The organism is Virgibacillus sp. LDC1 (assembly GCF_025792345.1).
Classification (GTDB): Bacteria; Bacillota; Bacilli; order Paenibacillales; family Paenibacillaceae; genus Paenibacillus_AQ; species Paenibacillus_AQ lautus.
In genome coordinates this window covers 1,628,621-1,655,296 of sequence record NZ_JAOXLZ010000001.1, presented here as the reverse complement: position 1 = coordinate 1,655,296, position 26,676 = coordinate 1,628,621, and the positions used below count along the sequence as shown (strand labels likewise).

The following is a 26,676-nucleotide window of genomic DNA, read 5'->3' as shown; positions in this document are numbered from 1 at the left end:
CCTCCTTAGAACAGGGATACATCACTGACTTTGCGGGCGATTCGATTAACGGTCAGAACCAGAATGAGCCCGATGATGCTTTGGAACAGTCCGACCGCAGCGGCGTAACTGAGACGCCCTTCCCGGATACCGGAATTGATGGCATGCACGTCCAGCACGCTGCCCATACTGGCAGTCGCAGGACCATTCAGGAGAAGGAGCTGTTCATACCCGGCGCTCATCAGATTCCCCACGGCGAGAATGAACAATATGATGGCCACATTGCGGATACCTGGAAGTGTCACATGCCACATCTGCTTAAAACGTCCTGCGCCATCCATCTTGGCAGCTTCATAGAGCTGCTGATCGATACCCGCAATGGCGGCCATAAAGATAATGGAATTCCAGCCGATGTTCTTCCATATGTCCGACCCGACAATCATCTGGTAGAACCAGGTAGGGTTGTTCAGGAACTGGATCGATTCGGCTCCGAATGACCCCAGCAAGTCATTGACCGGACCCCCGTATGGAGTCAGTAAACGCTGCATGAGAGTAACAACCACGATCCACGATACAAAATAAGGTAAATAAGAAAGAGTCTGAATCGTCTTCTTGAATTTCATTTTCCGAACTTCATTTAACAGGAGCGCAAGCACGATCGGCATCGGAAATCCGATCAGCAGCTTCATGAGACTGATGATGACCGTGTTGCGAATGATGTCACCAGACTGATAGTAATTGAAGAATTGTTCAAAGTATTTAAATCCTGCCCAGGGACTCCCGGTGAATCCGCCAACGAAGGTATAGTCCCGGAAAGCAACTTGAATTCCGTATAAGGGCACGTAAGAGAATAGAAAAAACCAGACGATGCCTGGCAGCATGAACAAGTAAAAGAGCTTGTGCTGCCAGATTCGTTTCATGAATCGGTTGTTGGTTAATCGTGACTTGCTCACATTCCCACCTCTCCTTTCAGTGGGGCGGATGGACCGCCCCGGGTATATTAACGGAATCTCAAACGCAGCGTGATGATTTCAAACGGCGTGAAGGAAAGCGCAATGGTATTGGATATTTTGTCAATCGGCAGCGCAGTAAGGATGTTTTCCATCAGATCCGTAGTCCAGGCTTCGGCCGCTTCAAATCCGAAATGAAGTGCCGTGTTGGCATGTGTTCCCGATGTTTCGTACAGTCGAACCACGATGTCGTCGCCATCCTCGGCTTTCTTGACGGATTCCACCATAATGTTCGGATGATCCGGCCGCAGAAATGCTTGGGATGAAGGAAGCTTTCCTTCCTCTTGATCAGGCTTGGAAGGCAGGGTCATCGTACGAAGCGGGATGTTCAGCTCATTGCCTCTTCGGTAGATTTCGGCTTGGACATGGTTCCCTTGATGCGGATATAACGAATAGGTGAATCGGTGCTCCGCGCGGTCTGCTTCCGGATCCGGATAAGAGCTGCTGCGGAGCAAATGCAGATCCAGCACGTTATGGATCGCCCGATGGCCGTATTTGCAATCATTGAGCAGCGCGACACCATAATCCGGCTCCGATAAGTCAACCCATTGATGAGCGCAAATCTCGTCTTTCGCAAAATCCCACATCGTATTGCGGTGGGTCGGCCTGCTCAAGCTGCCGAACTGAATTTCGCAGTGAACCTGATCCGTGCGTATATTGACCGGGAACGAGGTTCTTAGCATCCTGCCGTTCTCTCTCCAATCAACGACCGTCTCGAAATCGATGCGCCGGCTGCCCTCCGTTAGCACAACGCTCTGAGTCAGCGTGGATTCCCCATAAGCGTAGTCGAAGACCAGCCCGATTCGCGGGCCTTCCCGCAGCTCCTGAATATGAAGGAGATTTAACGGCTTACCTGGATTCGCCGAATAATCATGACGGAAATCCCAGGCATCCCCGTCGTCATGATACACGCGCAGATCATTACCCGAGCGGCCTTGCTGAATGACTTCGCGTGCTTCCGCCTTATCCAGGATCGATACAATGCCTCCATTTTGATCAAATGTAACGATCAATTTGTCATTCTCCAGACTTCGTTCCGAGGCTGTAACGTCTATTTCCGTCTCCGGTGTTTCCAGAAGCATTTCGATCCCTGACGCTACTTCATCTTCGACTCCAGGGCCAGGATCGGCGACATCTGATATGACGGCGTAGCCCATCGATGGAACCAACACGTTATGCCATCGTCCATTTGAGCGCAGCCACTCCCGGCGTTCCCAAGGCAGCGAATTGAACACGACAGTTCCAGGAGAAGCCTCGGCATCGTGTGAAATGTGGTCTGCCAGATATCGGTAGGTTTCAGTAATCATGGCTTCCGTTTGTGAAAGGAGCTTTTCATACCGCTCTAACGACTCATCGTACACCCGCTTAATTGAGGATCCCGGAAGAATATCGTGGAATTGATACAGCAGGACTTCCTTCCAGATCGTCTCCAGCGTTTCGGATGGGTATGTCTTGCCTAACCGGGCAGCCAGCACGGAAGCAAACTCCAGCTCGCGCAGCGCTTTCTCCATCTTTCGGTTGTACCGTTTGCTTCGGGCCTGGCTGGTCAGGGTGCCTTGATGCTTCTCCAGATAAAGCTCACCGCGCCAGGTCTGGAATGACTCGCGTTCTTCATTCAATCGTTCAAAGAACTTCCATGAGGGCTCCTGCCTGACGGGGGACAGGCCGAGCAGGTTCTTCTCGCGTGTAAGCCGCTCCAAATGCTCTTCGCCCGGACCGCCTCCGCCGTCGCCAATGCCAAAGAGCATCAGGGCATGGCCGGATACACTTTTATCTAAATATTCCCGCTCCGCTTTGGCGATGGAACGCGGGGCTGCCGGGCTGTTGTACGTATCTTCAGGCGGCATATGCGTTAATACGGCGGAACCGTCAATCCCTTCCCATAGAAAGGAATGGTGAGGGTGTCGATTATACTCGCTCCAGGAGAGCTTCTGGGTCATCATATAATCCACGCCCGACTTCTTGAGCAGCTGCGGCAGGCTTGCGGAGTAACCGAATACGTCCGGCATCCAGAGCGATTTCATCTCCAAACCGAATTCCTGCTGAAAATATCGCTTGCCGTACAGGATCTGGCGTACCAGGGATTCACCGCCCGGCACATTGGTATCCGATTCCACCCACATGGCCCCCTGCGGTTCCCATCTGCCTTCACGTACCCGCTCCTTGATCTGTTCATATAGCGCGGGATAATGCAACTTCATCCAGTCGTATAGCTGGGGCTGGCTTGCGCCGAATACATACTCCGGATAGCGTTCCATCATGCGAAGTGCGGTCGAGAACGTTCGGGCACCTTTCCGGATCGTTTCGCGGATGGGCCACAACCAGGCTAAATCAATATGTGCATGACCCACCGCGCTGATCGTTAAGACCGGATCGCCCCCCTGCAAGCGTAATTGTTTATCCAATTGCCTCTTCGCTTGATTGATCGGTTCCGGCGAGAAATCCGTAAGCTGCAATGATACGTCATACAGCGCCTGATAGATTCTCTCTTTGCGTGCGGTTCCGGCAGGAAGCTGCTCCGCAGCTTCCAAGAGCACTTCGACATCGTAATAGAGACCTCGAATGTCTTCCCGGCAGATCGCAATGACAGCCTCTTTCAAGGTTCCTCCCCGATATTTGCCGAAGAGATCGTTATTGCCTGCATCTGCCCATACTTCAATGTCAGATCCGTTCATGTACATATCATGAAGCCGGACAACACGTTTGCCGGGGAGTCCTAATGAAAAATCGAATTCCGAATTCACGGTAGTCAATCCCTGAACCGGCGATCCTTCCCGGTCTACCAGACACAACTCGCCGTTGATGTCGAGTAAGAGGACGACGTTTTCCTTACGGCAATTAGCCGGAAGACTCCCGGTAAAACGGAACCAGGCACAGTCCCACAGTCTGCCCCATCGTTCTCCATGGACAAGCGTCATTGGCGTGCCTGTCATTCGATCCATGTACGATACGGGCTCGGGCGTAACCCATGCCGTCACTTCCAACTCGGCAACGGGCTCATATATAGCTTCCCGGAGATGCTTTAACATTTGTTTTAACGGTTCCAGCCTTATCGGTTCGTATGGCATGATGATTTGCTCCTCTCTATGGCATCAATCGGTTGCAGGCTCAGGTATGAATTGCGCTGTCCAATCAACCTGGATCTCTGCCAGGTTCGCGCCGCCATGTTCGTACTGCAGCAGGACGGTTAGCGACTGCGGATCCCATGCCCATCCGGCAGGTACGGCTTGATCCTGAATGATGTACTGGACAGATATCGGCTCTGTTGGGCAGTATAATCTCGCGCTTGCCTGCAGATTGGACGGCCCTCTCGCAATGAATCGGAAACCTGATTCCGTCTGGACAAGATTCTCGATCCGGGAGGAAGCGGCAATAACGGATACCTTGCCGTCCGAAGGGCGTCCGGCCTCAACATCATAGAGCAGTGCTTGTTTCCCTGGACTTAACATAACCTGAGGCAGAACGGATAGCTTTGGATCGAACAAGTCCACAACCGGGCCTGCGATGTTCAACGGCTCATCGGTGATCGATTCCTCAAGAACCGAAACGATAAGATAAGGACCTCGTTTGAGCTTGAAATAATGTTTGGGAATCACCGTTCGTTCTGTGCCTTGAAGTGCCTCCAGCGTGGCTTGGACAGCGTGCCGCAGCCGGTCTGCCCCGGCTTTGGATAGGGCAAGTTCAGTCGGATGTTGATCCAACCAGCACACGACGCCTTTTCCTGCCCGATGGATCCCTTCCGCTTTCTCCTTCAGACCAAGCTGCTCAAACAGATGCTCTCGCGGTGAGTTGTACTTCGAGCCAAACGGTTGATCCTTATGATCATGGTTCCACCATGAACGAATGCCATGATACGGGTCGCTGTCATCGCCCGCATAGATCAGCGCCCCGCCTTCGTGCACCCACTGGGCAAGCGCATTATGAATGTCCGGATACTCCGGTTTGAAGAATTCATAGCTCAGAACCAGCACTCGGTATGGAGCCAAATACCCGGGATACCGCCTTACATTATCCAGCTGAAGCGGACGAACGGGTATTCCATGCTTCAGCAGCGGCAGCGACAGACCGTAAAAAGGGGAAAAATCAAGAAGCTCCGTGTCCCCTTCCGCCTGAAATCCTTCAGGGTCGGTACCGTCGTATTTGCCGGCATCGGGCGCTTCCGGTTCCGGCTTCATCCGTTGAAACATAGCGGAGTCGGCAATAAGAACGCCAACTTGGATTTCATCTTCCGCCGATACGATCACTTCCTGGCCCATGTTGCCCAGCGTATGCATGACCTGGAGCAGCGTCGTTGCATAGTCCGACGGGATGGACTCCTTACCCGAGCCGTCATCGGATGGATAAGTTCCTTTAAAGATTCTTCGCGGCCAGGGTGAAACTTCGTAATGGGCAACCCCGGGATGCAGCAGTGAGGCGACAACGGTCTTTAAGTAGTTCTGTTTGTAATCCGCCCAAGTGTGGTTCGGGTTATCTTCGATCGGATCATGCAAGAACCACATGCGTCTGTCAGTTCCGCGAACCAGCTCCTGCATCACACCATATTCAAGGTAAGCGGTTTCAAACGTTCGTTCCTTGCGTTCCCCTTCATACACGTTTGGCGTCCTTGATGTACCCGTCCAGATCTGTGCAATGTATCCGTCAATGGATGGAAGCTCAACGAGTCCGGATTGCGGGCTGACGATTCGCCACTGCGTATAATTGATCAGACTATGGGTCGGAACGTAAAAGCGAAGGACTCGGCCGTAACGAGTTAGTGCGTAATCCTTCATTTCTGCACATAACCGGTCCAGCACGCGCGTGTATAAATGCGCTTTCAATTTGGAAGCTCGGTATTGTGCGTCAGGTGAAGTGTGCGGTGGAATCCATGGCTCTTTGTAAAACAGCAGCCATTCCCGCTTAAACGCTTCCGAATAACCGCCATTCACCCAGAATTCCGGCTCCTCCAGATGGATGGCCTCGACGCCCGCATCAACCGCGATCCGTATTCGATCCGCTAGATAGCGGCCAAAGGAAATCGTTGGCACCATGTAAGGAATAACCGGTCGTTTGCCATGCAGGATCATCTCCCCGTGACGATCGGTCTGAGCTTCATCCCAATGGGATAAGCCGTCAACCTCCCCGTCCAGATAGTTGTTGTATGTCCCCCATGCGACGCCTGTCATCAGATGGACGATATATCCCTTTTCCTTCCATTGCTGAATGCGCTCCGGCATCGATTCGTCAATTCCGTAGACCATCACAAAGTCAGTCTGAAGATCATAGTCGGGATGATACGGAGCCGATTCCTGAAACCCGGTTCGCTCTTCTCTGCGATCTTTTGGCACGTTCTCAACCTCCCTGCTCAGGTTAGATGTACTTGTGCTTCTAGGTAATCCATCATTTTCTAGAATATAATATATAATATTAATATATTCAATATGTTTTGTAGAGAGAATTAAAAAAAGCCCTCTCCGTTAGTTAACGGAAAGGGCTCTTCCTTAGCGTAATGATTAAGTTTGTGGAACATGACCCGAAGTTTGGCGGATCACAAGCTCAGGCTCAATCAGCAATTTGCTGTAGCTCTTCACTTCTCCATGACCTCGTAAAACTTCGAGCAGTTTGCCGGCAGCCTGATATCCCATATCCCATTCAAACTGCTTGACATGGGTAAATATGCTGAATTCCTCCACGATGGAAGTCGGATCGTCGAAGCTGACGATCGAAACGTCTTCCGGCACGTTAAGCCCCGCTTGCTTAGCCATCTGATAGATTTGTACGCCCAATCTCCCGTTCAGCGAAATATAGGCGGTAACCATACGATTTCGGATATACCGGTACAGTGGATGAGCTTCGGCATCCTTTAGCACGCTCAGCGGTTTGAAATCCGTAATCATATGCGCCGGATTGATTAATGCGCCTTTGTCCTTTAATGCATCAATATATCCTTCGATCCGCTCCTGAACGGTGACGGTTTGAAGGGGAGAATCGGAGCATATGGCGATGTTCCGGTGTCCCAGCTCCCATAGATGTTCAACGGCGAGTCTCGTGCCGCGCCTTCCATCGGCGGCAATATAATGCGTCTCGACCCCAGGCAAATACCGGTCAATCAGCACAAAAGGAAACCCGGACAGCTTCATACCCAGTATTTCCTCGTTGTAGTTCTCCTCGTCGACCGGGAAAATTAACAGGCCTTCGGCTCCGAGTGCCTTCAGCTCTTTGATGGCGTCCTTTTCTTTTTCCAGCTTGCCGTCAGTCAACATGATCATGCTCCGATAACCTTCGTCATTCAGTGCCTCTTGGATGCCCTCGATAAGTCTGATCGCGAAATAATCATGGATGGTGGGCATAATCACGCCAATCATGCCCGTGGCCCGTTTCCCGTCTCTTCCCTTAAGCGGCGTCGTCGATGCCTGGCCCGCAGGTAAGAAGCTGGCCTCCTCTGCTACAAAACTGCCTTTGCCCGGGACGCGGGCAATTAATTTCTCATTCGCTAATCCGGTCAGGGCGTTGGCAACCGTTATTTTACTGACATGAAACTGATCCATCAGCTCCTTCTCTGTCGGAATACGATCACCTGGCTTCATATTTTCTGTTGCTATGACGTGTCGGATATAGTCCTGGATTTGCTGATACAACGGAATTCGATCGTTTACACTCATTCTAATCACATCACCAATTCATTCATAATATTTGAAATATATAATATATCCTTACACATACAAGCGCAATAAACAAGCATGAGTCGATCAACAGCCCATGACGACAAACCCTTGCTATACCTGTGTTTAAATTGCCTAATTTTCAAGAATTATAGGAGGTTTTGTCGAACCACTTGTAAATCTATATTTGAATATATTTAATATGTGTTGATAAGCGTGTTGACCTGCTAATGGGCCGCAAAAGGAGGATAGAGGTTTACGGATGAACACACGCTTCAATTTCTGACCATAGACCATAACAAGGAGTGAATTCGCCATGGCTCGTAGATTCACGATTCTCTGTTTAGCCATCCTATGTGCTTTTTCATTAACGACCGGCGCAGCTTACGCTTCCGAAACGGATCCACAGTCAGCGCAAACTGACGGCTCCAATCATCGTGAACTGCCAAGTTTCAAGAAGCCTAAGCATTTGGACGCCGCAGATATTTATGATGCGCCAGGTGACATTAAATTGTTGTTAGGGACCTTGCAGGGAATCGTTAACAGGGAACAGCCCCGGATCTATTTGATTGAATCCCAGGAAGAAGGGAAAATGACCTGGCTTAACGATATAAACGTGCCTTACACGCTTCATGAAGATTATTGGGACGTGTTCTCCGCTTATCGCAGCGAGGCAAAAGGCATGATTGTATATGATCCGGAAGTTCCTGACACGATTAATGTCGCCACCACGCTCGCAGGTTTGAAGAAGGCGGTCGTTGCCAGCCCTGAGCTGGCCGATAAATTGTCCAAAGCTCCATACGACTTGAAGATTCTGGACGATCTTCGCGGCAAATTCGATAGCCGGCTTGAAGCATACACCTGGCAATATGAGCATCTGTGGAAGCAGACAACTCATCAGATGCTGATCGGGCTGGATCCGGATACAGCGATTCGTATTCCTTCCGGACTGCCTGAATCGTTCGTGACAATTGCAGAAGAGAAGCAGCAGGTGCGGGATGCAAGCAACCGTGATACTTATAACCTCGACCTCTCCTCCCTCTTGGGAGAATCATCGGTTTATCTGCGCTTTGATGATGCTTTCACCCAGGATGGTTGGGGACCCGCGGTACATGAAGTGACGGTTAAGGCAGACGGCAAAGAGATAGCGACCTTCGTCGCAGGAACCCCTGAAGAAGAGACTTATCTCTATGATCGGCAAAACTCCAAGTTTAGTGAAGGCTCAGGCGGGCACCGCTTTGCCGATAACGGCAGTTATTTTGTATATGAATTCACCCCTCCTGCGGGAACTGAGAAACTGACCGCTGAAGTCGATATGTGGAACCAGTACAAGGTTTCGGCGGGGAATATCCGCCCTCCTTCTGCCGAGCAGCAGGAACCCTATGGCTATTTACGAGATTACGCCGTTGCCAATAAAGCAATGGTATTCTGGCTCGATTCTAATGTGCCTGAGCAAAAAGCGCTCTTCGAGAAAATCATGTCCGATGTGGAGCCGGGTACTCCTTACCTTGGCTGGTTCAGCAATGATGTGGAGGGCGAGTTCAGCTCGGTCGAGATTGCTTCCCGTTATGGCGTCTATGTTCTGGCGGCCGATTGGTTCAGCAATCTGACCGTTTTCTCCGGAACCAAGCCGAAGTTCAAGCTCGCGAAAACACCTCCACAACCGGCACTTGAGAACAAAATCTACGTGACCTATACCTTTACGGAAGGAGACAATTTTCAATATAACCAGCATCGCATGCGCGTCATGTGGGATGACCCGGCGCGGGGCAAAGTTCCGATCAACTGGACCTCCAGCCCGCTGCTCTATGAAGGTGCTCCCGCGATTTTGAATTATTATCTCAACTCGGCTACAGAGAACGATTTGCTGATTGCCGGGCCGTCTGGTGCCGGATATTTTTACCCTAGTCCTTGGCCGGATGCAAGCTTCCAGCAGTTTTTACGGCAAACCGAGAAATATCTGAAAAAGACGGGAATGACGATCCCTTATGTTCTGAACCGAGTCGATAGCGAGAATGTGCCGTTATCTCCGTTTAAAGCAAAAGCATATGAGGAGGAATATAACGTACCCGGTTTATTTATTAGTTATGAAGACAAATACGGGGTTGAAATCGTTGGCGACAGCCTGCCCGTATCCACGATCCGCGGGATCAGCACCGTTCAAGACGGATTGCAGGTGCTCAATGAAGCCAAAGCGAATTGGGACGGTAAGTCACCGTTGTTTGTCTCACTCGGTATGCTCGCATGGAGCATGACCCCTTCCGATGCGCTGGCCCTGACCGAACAGCTCGGGGCAGATTTCAAAGTCGTTCGCGCCGATCATTATTTCTCTCTGATCCGTGAAAGCTACAACTTGCCGCCAATTAAGAAATGATGATTCCTGTTAAACAAGTGACAGATGTATAGGGGCATCGCAGGTCCGATTAGGATTGGACCTGCGATGCTTTTATGATGTAATAGATATCCTGCCCTCCCCCTTGTTTGCGGCCTTTAGAGAAAATATTTAATGTCATTAAATAAAATTAGTTAACGACATTAATTGACCACGCAATCACTATTCATTGATGGTGTTTAATGCCGTTAATTAATTTAGTTAATATCATTAATTAACATCGTTCAACCCTCCTCTCCCCCATCAATCGACCCGATTTACGATGTCAAATTAATCTGCAGCCAGATGATTTCCCCTGATTATTTCTTGGGTAATCGCAAAAACCACATCCATTCGACAGATGCTCGAACTAGTTATGAACTTGAAGGACTCTCTGCTGTACTTCCTTCTCTTATACATAAAATGCGGCAAATGGTGAATACTCACTATATCGATTAGCATGTATTCCCTTGTATGGAGATTAGTATAATGCCCACTAGCAAAAAGATATCATTGATTGAGGTCTACTTCATCATGCTGTTGTCATTGGGTATCACCAATCATGTTATCCTGATTCCGCTTATTCTGCAGTACGCGGGCCGTGACGCATGGATGGGTACCCTGCTGACGATGATCCTGCATATTGGCTGGGTCTACATTTTGTTCTTTATCATGAAACGAACGCAGCAGCAATCGATATTCACCTGGTTCAAGGATTGTTTTGGTTCGGTCGTCGGTTGGATATTTGTGAGTATCATGACGCTCTACTTTTTTTGGATGTCCATGGTCATTTTAAGAGAAACAGCGACTTGGATTCGGGTCACCTATCTGCCGCAAACGCCCAAAACGGTCGTCTCGCTGGCCATTATTCTGTTATGCGTTTATGTGGCGAATAACGGCATTCGCTCAATAGCCATTATATCCGGAATCTTACTTCCCATCGTGTGGGTATTGGGCCATTTTGTAGCTGTGTCGAATCTTCAATATAAGGACTATTCCTTGTTGACCCCCCTATTCGTAGAAGGTTACACCCCGATGCTCAAGAGCATGATGGTAGCCGGCGGCGGTTTTATGGAGATGATTGTGCTGATCTTTCTTCAGCATCATATGAAACGAAAGATGAACTACCTCTCCATTGTTATATTATCCGTCCTTCTCGGCGGGCTCACGCTTGGACCGTTGATGGGAGCGATCGCCACATTCGGTCCTGTTCCTGCGATGGAATCCCGCTATCCCGCTTACGAACAGTGGATGCTGGTCACGATTACGAAATATATAACGCATGTCGATTTTCTGGCTCTATACCAATGGATTTCAGGGACATTAATCCGTATCTCTCTTTTCCTGTTTATTATGGCGGATGGCATATCCTTTAAAAAATCCAAGCGGCGCTTTTGGTATTTGTTAGGGCTCGGGGTGGCATTGTCTGCCTTCTCTTTAATTCCGGTAATCGATAGACAAATCGAGTTATTCGTTCTGGGCAAATATTCACTTGCATTCCTTGGCTTCCTATCTGGGCTGACACTGTTCATTGCGATCGTAGTCACATTTAGACCTAAAACAAAAGGGGGCGGGTAGACGATGACACATCACAGACCTCGAAATCGAATGTTCCGTCGAAATTCAAAACAAGTACGGGGTGCTGTTGACCGTCAGCCCACTTTCGACACATTGGATGAACATACCCTGCGTTCCATGTTTGCCTCTTCCGCAGACGTTGTCATCAAATCCTTCCCGGCAAAGAATGTTAGTGCGATTCCTGCTTTGCTGATCTACAGTGAAGGTATGGTTGATGCCATGGTGATGACTCAATACGTGCTGCCGGATCTGGAAGAAAAGCTGGAGCACTTCAAAGATTGGGAACCACTTGCCAGAGAACTGGATAAATCGATGGAATGGAGTGAAGTTAACAAGCATGCCGATGTTGTAAAGCTTCTCTTTGAAGGGCGATTGATACTATTTTTTTCAACCGAAAAATGCTTTTATTCCATCGATATCGCCGCGCGTCCCAATAGACAGCCTGAGGAATCCAATACCGAGGTGGCCATCAAAGGCGCAAGAGACGCTTTTACGGAGGATATCATCACGAACGTGGCACTTGTCAGAAAAAGACTGCGCACCGCCACGCTCCATAATGAACAAATGGTTATCGGCGAACGCAGTCAGACCCGAGTTTCGCTGCTGTACATTTCCGATATCATACGCCCGGAAGTAGTCAACGAGGCTAAAGAGCGATTAAAAGGCATCCAAGTCGATGCTCTCGTAACCAGCGGTCAACTGGAAGAAGCCCTTTCCGATTCTACTCTCTCCCTGTTTCCGCTGATGGACTACATTGGCAGACCGGATTTTGTAGTGGAGTGCTTGCTTCGAGGACGTTTCGTTATTCTTGTGGATGGTTCGCCAATGGCATTAATAGCCCCATGCAATTTGATGGAATTGTTAAAAACGCCAGAAGATTCCTATTTTCCTTATTACTTTGTAATCTTTGAGCGACTTCTCAGGCTGCTGGGTCTCTTTCTCGCCATTATGCTGCCGGGATTTTGGGTAGCGCTGACAAGCTATAACATGGATCAGCTCCCCTTTCTGCTTCTAGCGACCGTTACCGTTTCCCGGTTCGGGCTTCCGCTGTCCGGGCCGATGGAGATCCTGTTGATGCTGGGTATGTTCGAACTTTTCAGAGAGGCTGGCATCAGGCTGCCCAAAGCAGTCGGTCAAACCATCGCAGTGTTAGGCGGTCTGATTATCGGTGATGCCGCCATCCGCGCGGGCCTTACATCACCAACCATGCTGGTTGTATCTGCAACGACAGCGGTCGCAACTTTTACTTTGGTTAATCAGACGCTAAGTGGGACGGTCAGCATTATCCGAGTCTATGTGTTAATCTGGTCCTCCTTGCTGGGGATGCTTGGATTCTTCATTGGAGTACTAAGCCTCATTGCATATCTCTCTGTGTTGGAATCCTTCGGTCTTCCGTATTTAGCTCCTTTGTCACCATTAACCATCAAAGATCTGATGAATTCCCTCTTGAAAAAACCTTGGGCTTTCAACAAAAAACGACCGCAAATGTATCAAACGATAGATGACACATCTGAAGAAAGGGAACCTACATGAGATGACAATTTGCGTCAGAATCCTAAAATTAATGTGGTTAATGGTCATTCTCAATATGTTAACAGGCTGCTGGGACATCAAGGAAATACAAGACATCAATTACATCACGGCCATCGGAATCGATCAAGAAGGGGATCACTTTGTTGTTTACACTCAGATGATGGATTTTACATCCGTTGCCAAAAGCGAATCCGGTAAGGCGGAAAAGCCCCCCCAAATATGGACTTCCAAAACAAAGGGCAGGACCTTGGACATGGCGATCAATGCCATCTATGATTCTTCCCAGGAACGAACGGTCTGGAGCCATATTTCCTGTATACTCATTAGTGAGAACGTATTGAAATCGAATGTCCTGACCAAATTGGATACCATCGGCCGTTATCAGGAGGTTCGAATGACCCCGTGGGTATTTGGCACAAAGGATTCGATCGAACAACTATTGAATATCCCAGCGTTTTTCAACCTTTCCCCGTTAAACACATTAGCCCATGAACCTGTTGAGGAATATAAACAGAGATCCTATATTGAACCCATTCGATATTTCGATTTCATGGCGCTGATGACAGAACCAGGCTGGACGATGCTGCTTCCAAATCTCACGATTGATAAAAAGACATGGAGCCTAAACCAAAAAGAAAATCCGAAGTTGGTGGTTAACGGAGTATTTCCTATAGCCAAAGGGGAATCGAAAGGCTTATTCACCAATGACAAGCTCACCGGTTTGCGCTGGCTAGAAGCCGATACGAAACGTTCACACATCCTGATTACAAATAAGAGTGGCAAATTAGCTGGAAACTTGGTTTTATCGAACCCCAAAATCCGCAGGAAACTAAAGATTGTCAACGGCATGCCTAAATACCACGTCAGCGTCAAATTAACTGGAAACGTGGTGGAAGCGCTCGATGATATGAACAAGACGGATATGGAACTACAGGCAGCTAAGGAAGTACGAAAGGAAATTCTAGCTACGTTTAGAAATGGGGTAACTTCAAAAACGGACCTCTTCGGTTTTGAGCATGTATTGTTCAGGAAGGACCCCCAGCTTTGGAAAAAAATCAATCAGTCCTCTGCCCAACCGATTGAAGCAGACGCTCTGGAAACCGTTCACGTCGAAGTACATCTGGAGCACGCTGGCATGAAATTGCTCCCCCATCAAAATGGTCCAATGACACCTACGACCAAAAACGAAGCAGATTCCTGACTCTTGCCATAAAAAGAAGCCATAACAAAGGCAGCCTGTTCTAATGGTCAAGAACGGCTGCCTTTGTATTGAAGCGGAATCTTCATGTGCCATATATGAAAAAGATAAATAAACGTTTTTTGGATCGGTTTGTCCCAACACGCTTTGTTATACGATAACTTCCACGTCTTCATCCTCGAACAAGTCATCGTATGCAACGTAGAGGCCTATAGCTGAGGCAATTAACACTAAGATAGCTGCAATAAACGCCAATTGTTTAATCGTAGCTTTATGCGAGGTTGTTTGCTGTCTTCGTTTTCTTTGCGTTCGTTGGCCCATGCCACATACCTCCCGCTTCCATGCCATTACAATAAAATATGATTCGGACATGAAAATGTTGTTAGGCAAAGCACGTTTGTATATTTTTCATGATATCGGACCCCAACACCTTCTATTGATGCTCTTGTTTTATACCGATTTCTCAACGTGTCTAAAGCAGCGAAGCTTGCTGAAAAATACTCTGATATCCTCAATGAGCGAATCCGGGTCTGCCATGGCAACCATATGACTACCACTCTCTCGATTTGACCAGTGCACAATGTTGTTTTTGGCCTCAGCAATACGCCGGAAGACAGAACCTCCCCCGTGTGAAACCCCTGTCGGTACTTTCATTTGATTTGCTGGCATCCCGGCTGCCCCCTCATAATAAGTCCAGGACGAGGAAGCCGCTGTCTGCGTGAACCAATATAATGTTGCGTTAGTGAGCAGCAAATCTTTATGGATCGGTTCTTGAGGAAGCTCTTCTGAGTTGTTGGGCCATCCGTCAAATTCTTTAAACCGCTCGACAAGGTAAGCAAGTCCAGCTACCGGTGAGTCAAGAAGCCCATAACTGAGTGTCTGCGGCCGATTGGACAGATAAGGTGCATAACCGCTTCCTCCTGCAAAAAGCTCGGCAAGACGGGTGAATTCGGCCATTTCCTCCTCACTGAGCCCATCCAATTCATTCGGGTCTCCCATCGGGATACCCAGCCCTCCTGTAATATGAACACCAATCGTATGCTCAGCATCAAGGATAGCCAACTCGGGGGAAACTAAAGCGCCCGCATCGTTGCCATGTGCTCCATAAGTTTCATAACCGAGTCTGCGCATCAGCTCAGCCCAAACACGGACTACGCGTTTGATGCTCCATGGTCTCTCATCTGCCGGCTCCGGAAAAGTGGAAAAGGCGAACCCTGGAAGTGAAGGTGCCACGATATGAAACGCCATGCTTGGATCTCCACCGTATGCTCTTGGATTGGATAGTGGTCCAATCATATTTATGAATTCAACAATGGAATTTGGCCAACTATGCGTCATGATCAACGGAAGGGCATTAGGCTCGGGAGATCGTACATGTAGAAAGTGAATCTGCTGACCCTCAATGTCCGTTATAAATTGCGGAAATGCATTAAGCTGCTGCTCATACTCACGCCAGTCATATTCATTCTGCCAGTATTCCGCCAGCTCTTTAAGATACGCGACAGGAATCCCCCGATTCCATCCACCTCCAGGTAATTGAGAAGGCCACCGGGTCTGAGCTAAACGAGCTCGCAGCTCGTCAATGTTCCGTTGAGGGATGTTCATATTGAAGGGTCGGATCGAGTTGTTATCTTGGTACTTGGTTTCGTGATGATCGTTAGACATGGGATAACCTCGCTTTCGAATTTTTTCTTCATTATAGAAGTGAAACACTGACGACAATATGTCAGTATTTCGTGGAAAAAGATTCCCTATATTATGAGGATGCCTCATCATTCCGAAATCAAAAAAGAACCCGTGATATACACGGGCTCTGGGAGACCATAAACGCTTTATCGATTGACCATCTAAGGGCTGTTAAAATGAAGCACCATACCTGTTTTATCATCGGATTTTTTAAATCTTGCATAGGTTAGGCATTCAGGGTCAGCCTCTTCGATCTCTAGCAATTCATGTGCATACTGCTCAACACCGATTTCGAGTATACGCTGCGCGGTATAGTCCCAATAGGATCGATCACTGGGCACATCCTTGGAAGGCCAGAATAAACCATCCGATAACAAGATCACGTGCTTCAATCGTGACCTGTTGATCTTTCCGTATTCGAGAAAATGGGCGGCGCGGGCTTCCCCGTTCAATACGCCATAGCCTCCATTCGTGTTACTCTGAAAGCGATTCTCCCTGATGATATCCATAACCGTCCCATGGAGGTCTTTTTGATTGGACAATCCCTTATTCACGCCTTCCTCCCATTTCTCGATGGCTGGAGATTCTAAATGAGCGACTTGTCTCCAGGTCAACGGGCGAACCTCTCCATCTTGGTATACGGCAAGGATCATGCAGTCGCCTGTCTGTACAAATTCCACGCGATCCTCTTGAATTCGTACAAGAGCAAGAGCAGTACCCCAAAGCCCATCTTTTTCCTCCAGGTTGATATTGGCTTGCACCATAAGCTCTCTTAGCTTTTGGTTCGCTGCCGCAGCATGCTCCGTAAGCTGTTCGACCCGGTCCAGTGATTCGAAGTAGTTTTTCACGGCTTGAGCAGCGATGTAACCTCCGGTTTCCTTCTTGGCGCTAAGGTATGGGACGATGGATGAAACCCCATCTAACACGCCATACACGGCAGCTCGCTCGTTTACGACTAGTGCATCTTCATTTAAGAAATGGATTCCCCTATGCGTGAATTGCTCAACGGTTACCATAACCATCCTCCTGTTAATTCCGATTTTGTGTACTAGTTATGCTACTTACCCCTTGCAGCCCGCCAAAAGACAAGACAAGCTACAAGTATTGCAAGTAGAAAGCTGCTGATGGCCGGAACGACAAGGTGTAATACCAACGTCATCCCATCACCATCAACAACTGTCAACATGGCCATGAGCATAACCAGAATATAAATCACCACAAATACGCCCCAAAAAGGTAAAACCGGATACGAATGCTCTCTTCGCGTTGATGCTACATACAAATGGCGATGAATCCACCATACGATCAGAATCAGCCCCAACAGACTGCTGCCGTGCTGACATAATTTATACACCTGTATTTGTACGGAGTCGATATGTATCCATTGGGTAAGTATAGGAATCTGATTCACGATCCAGGCACCTTTGTGCGTAAACTGATCCCACAGCAGGTGCGTGCCAACGCCCACCAATCCCAAGAGGGTTACGGTAAGCCAACCTTTAAGTGAGGTCGGGAGCTTCCCTTCCCGATCCCAGCGGTAGGGGAACCATGAAGGCAAATATACGAATAGAACGGGTCGTACCACGGTCTCGAATAAAACGTACAGGAGCAAGATCATGGGAAGATTAAACAGCAAGATACCAGGACCCTCATGGCTCCATATACCAGCTGCCCGAAATCGGACAAAATATTCAAAATCCGGTGCCATGCAGCCGATAATGAGGGCTGACACCGGCAGCGATTTCTTCTTCCACCAAGGCATCGTGATGACGGGGTGAGCGAATGTAAACGGCATAAGATCTCCTAACTGCTGTGTGAATGATGAAAATAGCTAATTTTTTACTATTCTAACAGATTCACTCTCGTTAGGGATCAATAAAATTTCACCTTTATAAAAAGGGACAGGCATCCGCCTATCCCTAGTCTACTTTATAGTATTACAGCAGTTCGCGTGCGAGCAAGCGGTAAACCTCCAGTCGCTTTTCCTGCGTATGCGGAATGCTGCATATCATGGCTTCCTGAAACCCGTAGTGGGCTTGCTCTTCCTGCAAGCGTGCCGCGATATCTTGAACCGCTCCCACAAGATGAATCTTGCGGCCTTCCTGGATAGCCATCCGGTCGATTTCTGTTAAGGACACATTCTGAGCTTCTTCGGGCGTCAGCACCTGCGTAATCCGACCCTTGCTCATCATCAAACGGAAAATATCCTGCGGCAGCGCTTCATACTCGGCTTCTTCCTTCGTTTCGGCCGTAGTCACCATATAGGATACGTTAATCTCCGGCTTTTCCATGAATATGGATGGCTGGTAATTATCGCGGTAATGATCCAAGATCTCATTGCTCATCGCTCCGTTAAAGAATTGCGCAAAGGAGTAGCCGACCCCCATCTGAGCCGCTTTTAACGCACTGTTGCCACTTGAGCCGAGCAGCCATACTTCCGGCAGCGCAACGCCGGTTGGAGCAGCAGCGTTTGGGGCATACAGCTCATCTCCCGGGACCTCATCACGAAGGAGCTGCATCGTAACGGCGAGTTTGTCATACATGTTATGAAGCATCAGCTGCCGCCCTTCCGACAAAGCGTACATGGCACTTGTATCGCCGCCGGGCGCTCGTCCTACACCGAAATCAATCCTTCCCGGAGTAAAAGCGCTTAGCGTCTTAAACACTTCCGCGAGTTTAAGGGGAGAATAATGCATCATCATGACGCCGCCGGTACCGATGCGAATCCGGTCGGTTTTGGCTGCAAGCCGGGCTGCCGTCACTTCGGGTGCGGAGCTGGCAAACGTATTTCCTCCATGATGCTCGGCCATCCACATTCGGCTGTATCCCAATTCATCTGCCAGGATAGCCAGTTCTTCCGCTTTTTTCAAGGCGCCTTCCGCCGTGTTCCCGCTTGTTACGGGTGCCTGATCCAATACGCTTAATCTCATGCGATTTCATCCCTTCCTCGGTTAAATGACCATTTTGTTATTGATCCATTCCTCTAAAGCCGCAACCTTGTCTTTAAAGCGTTCACCGCACATTTCCTCTGACAGTGAAGCGATGGTCTCCCGCTTTAATACGGCCTTCCAGGAAGACTCCGCTTCCTCCATTAAATCGGATAACAGACAGCAGCTTTCTTCTTTCTCCAAGTCCAGCAAATCTACTAGAATTCCGTTGGATGAATAGAGAGATTGCTGCCCTTCCACTGCGAGGTATACGTCGTATACTCGGATATCCTCCGGTTTCTTCTTTAATCTAAAACCGCCCTTGATTCCGGGCACAGACGTGATGATGTCTGCTGTTACCAGCTTTCTTAACAGTTTCTGAAAATAGGTTACCGATGTCCCCAGCTGCTGGCTAATCGCTTCCCCAGGCAGCACCGCCTTGTCCGGCAGCATATTCAATAGAACCAGGGCATACACCGACTGTTCCACGCCTGTTTTCATATGCATAAGCAGCACCTCAATTTACGAAAATATCGGTTCATTATCTTAACAACACATCCATACATCTATTCGCGATTAAAGCGGATAAACATTATCCACGTTATATCTTATATGAATTCGAAGCGAAAGTAAAATCAAAGCCGACCTGATGCAGATGAAGAATGAAACCCATCCATAACCCACGCACCATGTTATTAGTTAATATGATGAAATAAATGCCTCGAAGTCGAAGTATAATAAATAAAAAAGTCGCGCTAGGCGCGACTTTTCTGCTATTCTGTTATTCCATATCTGTTTCAATATGATAATATTATTTCTCTTACGAAACCACCTAGGCTTCGTCCCATAACCGCTTCAGATTGTCCAAGCCCAACCGGGTTCCTTCCCTGCACTCCTCCATGCCCTCAAATTCCAGCGTAATATCTCCGTCATAACCGGACTGCTTAATGAGTCGGAGAATTCGTCGCACATCAAGATCCCCTTGGCCGAAGATGGAGCCTCGAAGGTAATTGCCATGGGAGGTTCGGAACCACTTTCCCCCGCCCGGATCCTGATCATATGGACGATAATAGAAGTCTTTCACATGAATGAGCGAGGCAAACGGCAAGTTGCGTTTCACGCCGACCAGCGGCTGCTCGTCAACGCATAGAAAGTTGCCGATATCCAGGGTCGTTTTGAAGTTCGGGCGATCGACAGCCTGCAGCACGCGCTGTACCCGGTCGCTCGCCTGTACACTCACGCCGTGGTTCTCGATCGTGGTCGTAATACCGTAACGGCCAGCGTAATCTGCAATATGGCGACATCCTTCCACGATCATATCCAGGTGGGTTTCCACATAATCAATTCCCATCTTCTCCGGCGGCAGTGTGAACGCCGTTACGTCATGCCTCATATGCTTCATTCCCAGCTGGTTGACCGTATCCACGTGGCGCTTGATCCTCTCTACCTCCGCATCGAAGTCATCCCGGCTCTCCTGGACGAAATTAGCGGGCATGGAGTAGTTGGATAACGCGATGCCGACTTCCGCCGCCCGCTCACGCACCGCATCGGCAAGCCCGGGATTGTCCTCCAGCGTAAATCCGTAGGGTACAATCTCCATGTGCTGGCCGCCGTTCTCCGCGATCCAATCCACCACATCCAGCACCGTCATTTCTCCTGCGCGAATAGCCGGCAGCAAGCTGTAGGTGCTCACACCAACCTTCATCCTGCAATCCCTCCTTTATTTGCTTCTTCCATCATAAGCTTCCTGGTAGATTTCCAGGTAACGGGCTACATTCATCGCCTCCAGCTGCTTCACGTAGCTATCCCAGTCCTTATCCAGATCGGCATCGCCGATCACGAAGCGGGCCATCATTTCATCCACGTAATCGTTGATCGTCTTGGACAGATCCGCTACCTCGGACGCCTGCTCGTTGGTTAGAAATAACGGCGGCACGGTGCTGACATCGGTTGGTTTGTAAGGTTCGTATTTATTTTTCGTTTCGTTGTACAATACGACTTCCAGGTCGTCGTCTCCCTTGGCAACAGCGCTCAGGCGGAAATCATTTGTACGCAAACTCGGGCCGGTTTGAATCCAGGCAATATTTTGGACCGTACCGTATGACTTCAACTCAGACCAGACCGCAGGCTCCCCGTTAATGCCGATCTCTCCGTCCTTCGCTTCCCGCCATTCCTGGTCCGGGCGGCCATACACACTTCGCAGCGTATGCTCCCGCTCGTACAGCCCATCCGCCCACCTCAGGGCGAGCTCAGGATGCTTGGCCTTCTTCGTGATGACAAATGCACCCGGGTTCATTCCGGTGGAATCGAGAGCCGCATAGCGAACCCCATTCGGTCCCTTGAGCGGCGGCACGGTCTTATATTCCAACCATCTTCCGCTTTCGCCGAGGAGTTGGGTAAATATACCCTGATGGCCGCCGGTTGAAGCACCAAGAAGCACGGTATCGGGATTCTCCCCGATCTGGATCAGCTGATTGTCATCCTGCGTGAACGACTCCGGAGCGAGCAGCCCTTCAGCATACAGCTTATTCATATACCGCAATCCTTCCCTCCACTCCGGTTTGTTGAAGGCAACGTCAAGCTTGTCGTCTTTTATGAATATATGCTTGTAACTTGAGCCATAAACCGGATTATAGATGAAAGAGTTCAACAAGAACGCATCGATGGAGGAGCTCCAGGATTTCGGTGAAATCGACAGCGGAATTTCATCCTGGATTCCATTGCCGTTCGGGTCTTGTTCTTTGAAAGCCTTCAGCACCTCGTACAGCTCATCGGTGGTTTCGGGCATTTTGAGATTGAGTTTCTTCAGCCAAGGCTCATAAATCCACATTTTCTGGCTCATGGAGCAATGATAACATTCATTCACTTCCGGAAGCGCATAGATATTGCCGTCCAGCGCCGTAATCGTGGATTGGATCTCCGGGTTCTCCTGGAACAACTTCTTCGTGTTCGGGCCCTGCTTCTCAATCAAATCATTTAATGGAAGAAAGGCGCCCTGCGAGCCGTAAATCATCTGCTGCGCCGGCGATATGTTCAAGCCCATGATGACATCGGGATAATCCTCGCTGGCAAGAACGAGATTCAGCTTCTCCTGCATGCTCTGCTCCGGAACGACCTCCCATTCGATATGCACATTCGTTTTTTCTTCGTACCATTTGGTGAATTCATTCGTTTCGAAATTCTCGACCAGTGGATTTCCCCGCACCATTACCTTCAAGGTGGTTTTCTCTTGAACCAGCGGATAGGTTCCCGGTTCGGATAATGCGATAGGCTCGGTGCCGGCTTTCTGCTCCTCATCCGTGCCCTTCGGGCTCTGTGAACCCGTACAGCCTGCAAGAAGGATACTAAATGCGGTGAAAGCACTCATGATAACCCGTGTTCTTTTTCTCATTACGTCCCGCCCTCCTGAAATGATGGATGTATTATCCCTTTAACGAACCGATCATGACCCCTTTGACAAAAAACTTCTGCAAGAATGGATAAACAATCAACAGCGGCACTGAAGTGACCACGATCAGCGAATATTTCAGCAGCTCCCGCAGCCCTTGCCGGGCCGCAGCGGTTTTGGCGTCGCCGAGCATTTCGATATTGACCTCGTTCTGCACCAGAATATCGCGGAGCACCAGCTGCAGCGGGTACAAATCCGCGCTCTTCAAATAGATCATGGCGTTGAAATATTGGTTCCAGTGTCCAACGGCATAGAATAGGGCAATGACGGCCAGAATCGGACCCGAAAGCGGCAGCACGATGCGCCACAGAAACCGGAAATCCGTACAGCCGTCCAGCTGCGAAGCCTCCAGCAATTCCGGGGGGATTGTCGTCTGGAAGTAGGTCCGCATGATGATGACGTTCCACACCGATAGCGCCCCGGGAATCAGCATCGACCATACCGTGTCAATCATGCCGAGATCCTTCACCAGCAGGTAGGTCGGAATGAGCCCCCCATTGAACAGCATCGTGAACACGAACAGCAGCATGAACACGCTGCGGCCCCGAAAATCCTTGCGCGACAACGGGTATGCCGCCAAAACAGACAGAATGAGATTGATCGAGGTGCCTGCCAGCGTATAGAACAGCGTGTTCATGAAGCCTTTGGCGACCATCGTATTTTTGAACACCGCACGGTAACCCTCGAGCGTCGGGTCGACTGGCCACAGCCATACCTTTCCCGACAAAACCGCGCTGCTGGAACTGAATGAGGCGCTGACTACATAAATCAGCGGATATAACACAACGATTAGGAAAACGGATAATATGATGTAGTTGACCACCGTAAAAACGCGGTCCGAGCCGGATTCCTTCATGGCAGGTGATTGCATACATGTCCTCCCTTCCTTACCAAAGACTTTCCTGCTTCAGCTTTTTGGCCGTCTGATTCACGATCAGCAGCAGAACGAAACCGATAATCGCTTTAAACAACCCAATTGCCGTGGCATATGAGAAGTTCATCGCTTGAGATACCAATCCAACCTTGTACACGTACGTGTCGATGACCTCGGATGATCGCAAATTCAGCGCATTCTGCATTAACAGGATTTTCTCGAAGCCGGTCTCCAGCATTTGACCCGTATTCAAAATGAGCAGAATGATGGCGATGGGCATAATGCCCGGGAGGTCAATATGGCGCATCCGCTGCATCTTCGTGGCTCCATCCATGACAGCTGCTTCATGGAGAGCCGGATCAATGCCTGAAAGCGTTGCCAAAAAAATGATGCAGGAAAACCCGACATTCTGCCAAATATGGGACCACACATAGATCGACTGAAACCAGGAAGCCTCCGCCATGAAATGAAACGGACCTATGCCGATCCAGCCGAGCATCGTATTGATGAGTCCCGTTCTTGGATCCATAAACTGCAGCATCAAGCCCACCAGTACGACCAGAGAGATGAAATAAGGCGCGTATGTAACCATCTGGACGGTATTCTTGAATCGCCGGTTCCTTACATAATTCAGTCCAAGCGCAAGCATAATGGGAAACGGAAAACTGGCTATCAGCGTGTACAAGCTGATGGAGAATGTGTTCTTCAGCAGTCGCCAGAATTCATGCGATTGAAAGAAGCGTTCGAACTGGGCAAAGCCTACCCATGGACTTCCGTTGATTCCCTTCGTGACGTTGAACTCTTTAAACGCAATCTGCGCGCCGTACATCGGTACATACTTAAATATGATGATGTACAACAACGGGAGCAAAAAAAAAGCGTACAGTTGCCAGCTACGGATGATACTCTTCCAGCCACTCAGCAGTTACCACTCCAATCGTTAATGAATTCGTCCCAATCCGGTCCGTGATTGGAGTATATACAGCCGGATTGATCGGCGTAAATCTTCATGTTTCCGGTCGCTATTCAGAATTTTAGAATGGGCTGTTATTCACCAATCCGGCATTACGCATTTCTTTAGATTAAGCATGTTCTCCGGCCCGGTGAAGGCGTCTATACTCGGTAGCGCTAATGCCATTTACCCGTTTAAACGCCCGACTGAAGGTGTTGAGCGACAGATAACCACAAGCTGCAGCGATGTAACTTACCGGCTTGTCGCTCGCCGCCAACTCCCGCTTTGCCTCATCCATTCGGAGCTTCTCGAGATACTCCGAGAAATTCAAACCCGTCTGCTCCTTGAAGAAGTAAGATACGTAAGCTTCGGAGGTGCGGGTTTCCCGGGCGAGCGTGGATAAACTCAGATCGCTCTCTCCATAGTGGTTCTCGATATGGGTAAGCAGCCGGTTCGTTAAATGATCATTGTGGCTCTTCTTCCTCTCCTCGTTCTTCAGGCAGAGCCGAGTGAATGCGGTGTAGAGAATATTCATAGCTTCGGCAGGCGGCATGACCGGATTTAACGCTCGGATGACGGCGTCCATTTCCTCCGTTCTGCCGCTTCCATCATTTCCTGTCTGTTCGCAGCATTTCATCAAGGTACCGCTAAGCTCCTGGGCAAGGAGCTTCTCCACGGCCATCGGCAATTGCCGCTCCGATCTATTCTTCTCCTTGATCTGCAGCAGAAGCTGCTGCGTCTCATCCAGATTGCCTGCCTTCACAAGCTGTATCAGCCTCATCTCTTCATCGGCCGGGTAATAATAGGAGAAGGCCGGCATTTCCATTTCAGCATGATATAAGATGGGAATCTTCTCGCTCCATCCTGCGTGATGAAGCACAAACCTGGCCTCCCCGTAGGAACGGTACAGCTCAGCAACGCTGGACTGGCATTCTCCTACAGCCAGATACAAACCCGTATCTGAGATTCCGCTCAAATGCTCATAAATTACCTGTACATTCGCTCGCATCTGTGTCGTAAAATCCGCGTTGTCTGCTGCTGTTCCCGACAGGATCAGGACCAATTGGTTTTCACCAAAATCATGCAGCAACACCCTCTCCCCGCATAACGCTTGAATCCGGTCACGGATGTTGATTTTTACAATATCGAGTTCCATCAGCATCTCTTCCATAAACGGCTCCTGGTATCCCCGAATATGAAGAAGAGCTACCGCATGGTGAGATCCCCGAAGTTGGACTTGTGCGTGCTCCATGGCAGCATCTATCTCCTGCATCGATGTGAAGCTTCCTTTCAGAAGCCTGTCAACCACGACATTTCGCAGCATCGGAATCTGTTCTTCTAACCGTTCCTTCAGCGTATCATGGCTTTCAATCAGCTCGGATACGGAATGTCCAATATAGTCAACGGCGTTACGAGAGACAGCATACCTTACATCCCGACGCGAAGAGGGTAGAAGCTGGAGGATCTTAAGGAATGGCCTGCTGCTTCGATAAGCGAAATAGCCGGCCATGCCAAGCCCCAACAGAAGAGCCGTGATAAAAATCGTCAATGTCAGCTGTTTGATATAATTTACCTTTTGGAGCACCACGGATTTCGGTTGAGCGGATACATAGCTCCAGCCATTGTATTTGGACGTGGATTGCGTCACCAGCATTTCCTGACCGCTCCTTCGGATATGGGAGTAGCCCCCTTGTTTGGGAAGCGCTTTCAAAATGTCCGGTTCTTTCAAACCAATAGAACTGATAAGGTTGCCGTTCTGATCCGCGATGTAGGCAAAGCCCTCTTGTTCCGGATCGACTTTGCGAAGCATGTCCTGGATCTGCCTGTTGTTAATCAGAATCGTGACCACCCCGCTGCTGCTTTTATTCCCGAAGGATTGCATATAACTCACGACCGAGTAAGGTTTACCTTCATAAACAACCGAATGCCCCGGCGCATACGTTTTATAATGGTACTGCCCAAACAGAGCTTGCTTCCACTCGCTTAATGATTGACCTTCATAGCGCAGCAGCGAACGATAATACTGATCTGCCGTATACACCTTGCGGGGAGAGATGATCATACTGCTGTTCTTGTACGCGATGTAATAATCCACGATGAAATGATTAAACAATTTGTAGTTAAACAAACTCTTTTCTAAATCCCATAGACGGTACGGACCTGTCCCGGCAAATGGTTCTTTCTCGAATTGAAAGGATTGAATCTTCGATTCGCTCGACATCTGCCTTGCAATGTTTTCGATTTCGGCAAATCTCTGATCGAGCGCTTCCTGAATTTGCTGCAGTGCCGCGGAGGTGCTCCTCACCGTCTCGTTTTCAATCAGATTCGAGGTTTTCCCATATGCAAACCAACCAACCAATAGCGAGCCTACCAGAATGACGGCATATGGTATAAAAAATCGAAACAACAGCCCAGCCTTCTCCCCCGAAACGGATTTCACCGGCATATTCCCCCTTTCTTCCTTTCAGATATGATCCAATAT

The 26,676-nt window shown here is 49.2% G+C and carries 19 protein-coding genes; 4 read left to right on the top strand and 15 right to left on the bottom strand.

The genetic code is table 11. From position 1 onward, the window contains the following. Positions 1–5 precede the first annotated feature (5 nt). From OHJ21_RS07480 to OHJ21_RS07465, 4 genes are all read right to left on the bottom strand, one after another. Complete coding sequence (locus OHJ21_RS07480) at positions 6–932, bottom strand: ABC transporter permease (RefSeq protein WP_100537063.1); 927 nt, start codon at positions 930–932, stop codon at positions 6–8. Positions 933–979: 47 nt separating this feature from the next. Further along, on the bottom strand, positions 980–4,057 hold the full coding sequence (locus OHJ21_RS07475) for an alpha-mannosidase (protein WP_326114915.1): 3,078 nt from the start codon (positions 4,055–4,057) through the stop codon (positions 980–982). A 24-nt stretch (positions 4,058–4,081) separates the two neighbouring features. Further along, a complete protein-coding gene (locus OHJ21_RS07470) occupies positions 4,082–6,313 on the bottom strand; it encodes a hypothetical protein (protein WP_486019697.1) in 2,232 nt (743 codons plus the stop codon). Between the two features lie 165 nt (positions 6,314–6,478). Continuing rightward, positions 6,479–7,627 carry a GntR family transcriptional regulator gene (locus OHJ21_RS07465; RefSeq protein ID WP_326114918.1) on the bottom strand — a complete coding sequence of 383 codons (1,149 nt, stop codon included), beginning with the start codon at positions 7,625–7,627 and terminating at the stop codon, positions 6,479–6,481. 316 nt (positions 7,628–7,943) lie between these two features. Here OHJ21_RS07465 and OHJ21_RS07460 point away from each other — a divergent pair, with 316 nt between their 5' ends. From OHJ21_RS07460 to OHJ21_RS07445, 4 genes are all read left to right on the top strand, one after another. Then, entirely contained in the window at positions 7,944–10,001 is a 2,058-nt protein-coding gene (locus OHJ21_RS07460) for a GxGYxYP domain-containing protein (protein WP_486019696.1), read from the top strand. A 486-nt stretch (positions 10,002–10,487) separates the two neighbouring features. Next, positions 10,488–11,576: a GerAB/ArcD/ProY family transporter gene (locus OHJ21_RS07455; protein WP_326114921.1), complete on the top strand. Its 1,089-nt coding sequence runs from the start codon at positions 10,488–10,490 to the stop codon at positions 11,574–11,576. Positions 11,577–11,579: 3 nt separating this feature from the next. After that, on the top strand, positions 11,580–13,109 hold the full coding sequence (locus OHJ21_RS07450) for a spore germination protein (RefSeq protein ID WP_100537057.1): 1,530 nt from the start codon (positions 11,580–11,582) through the stop codon (positions 13,107–13,109). Next, a complete protein-coding gene (locus tag OHJ21_RS07445; protein ID WP_486019695.1) occupies positions 13,078–14,310 on the top strand; it encodes a Ger(x)C family spore germination protein in 1,233 nt (410 codons plus the stop codon). The genes OHJ21_RS07450 and OHJ21_RS07445 overlap by 32 nt, the downstream gene beginning before the upstream one ends. Positions 14,311–14,457: 147 nt before the next feature. Here the strand turns inward: OHJ21_RS07445 and OHJ21_RS07440 are convergent, their stop codons facing one another. The 11 genes from OHJ21_RS07440 to OHJ21_RS07390 all read right to left on the bottom strand — a co-directional run bounded on the left by OHJ21_RS07440 (position 14,458) and on the right by OHJ21_RS07390 (position 26,640). Beyond that, positions 14,458–14,628 carry a hypothetical protein gene (locus tag OHJ21_RS07440; RefSeq protein WP_165789629.1) on the bottom strand — a complete coding sequence of 57 codons (171 nt, stop codon included), beginning with the start codon at positions 14,626–14,628 and terminating at the stop codon, positions 14,458–14,460. Positions 14,629–14,757: 129 nt separating this feature from the next. Continuing rightward, a complete protein-coding gene (locus tag OHJ21_RS07435) occupies positions 14,758–15,972 on the bottom strand; it encodes an epoxide hydrolase family protein (protein WP_486019694.1) in 1,215 nt (404 codons plus the stop codon). A gap of 182 nt (positions 15,973–16,154) precedes the next feature. Then, positions 16,155–17,009: a protein phosphatase 2C domain-containing protein gene (locus tag OHJ21_RS07430; protein ID WP_486019693.1), complete on the bottom strand. Its 855-nt coding sequence runs from the start codon at positions 17,007–17,009 to the stop codon at positions 16,155–16,157. Between the two features lie 41 nt (positions 17,010–17,050). Further along, positions 17,051–17,788, bottom strand: coding sequence for a DUF4184 family protein (locus OHJ21_RS07425; protein ID WP_486019692.1), 738 nt, complete (start codon positions 17,786–17,788; stop codon positions 17,051–17,053). Positions 17,789–17,930: 142 nt separating this feature from the next. Further along, complete coding sequence (locus OHJ21_RS07420) at positions 17,931–18,923, bottom strand: LLM class flavin-dependent oxidoreductase (protein WP_326120610.1); 993 nt, start codon at positions 18,921–18,923, stop codon at positions 17,931–17,933. Positions 18,924–18,944: 21 nt separating this feature from the next. Next, on the bottom strand, positions 18,945–19,427 hold the full coding sequence (locus OHJ21_RS07415) for an Rrf2 family transcriptional regulator (RefSeq protein WP_100537052.1): 483 nt from the start codon (positions 19,425–19,427) through the stop codon (positions 18,945–18,947). Positions 19,428–19,752: 325 nt separating this feature from the next. Continuing rightward, on the bottom strand, positions 19,753–20,625 hold the full coding sequence (locus OHJ21_RS07410) for a sugar phosphate isomerase/epimerase family protein (protein ID WP_326114933.1): 873 nt from the start codon (positions 20,623–20,625) through the stop codon (positions 19,753–19,755). A gap of 15 nt (positions 20,626–20,640) precedes the next feature. Beyond that, positions 20,641–22,311, bottom strand: coding sequence for an ABC transporter substrate-binding protein (locus tag OHJ21_RS07405; RefSeq protein WP_326114934.1), 1,671 nt, complete (start codon positions 22,309–22,311; stop codon positions 20,641–20,643). Between the two features lie 31 nt (positions 22,312–22,342). Then, on the bottom strand, positions 22,343–23,239 hold the full coding sequence (locus OHJ21_RS07400; protein ID WP_100537049.1) for a carbohydrate ABC transporter permease: 897 nt from the start codon (positions 23,237–23,239) through the stop codon (positions 22,343–22,345). A 16-nt stretch (positions 23,240–23,255) separates the two neighbouring features. After that, positions 23,256–24,113, bottom strand: coding sequence for an ABC transporter permease (locus OHJ21_RS07395; protein WP_246059302.1), 858 nt, complete (start codon positions 24,111–24,113; stop codon positions 23,256–23,258). Between the two features lie 211 nt (positions 24,114–24,324). Beyond that, on the bottom strand, positions 24,325–26,640 hold the full coding sequence (locus tag OHJ21_RS07390; RefSeq protein ID WP_486019691.1) for a helix-turn-helix domain-containing protein: 2,316 nt from the start codon (positions 26,638–26,640) through the stop codon (positions 24,325–24,327). Positions 26,641–26,676 lie beyond the last annotated feature (36 nt).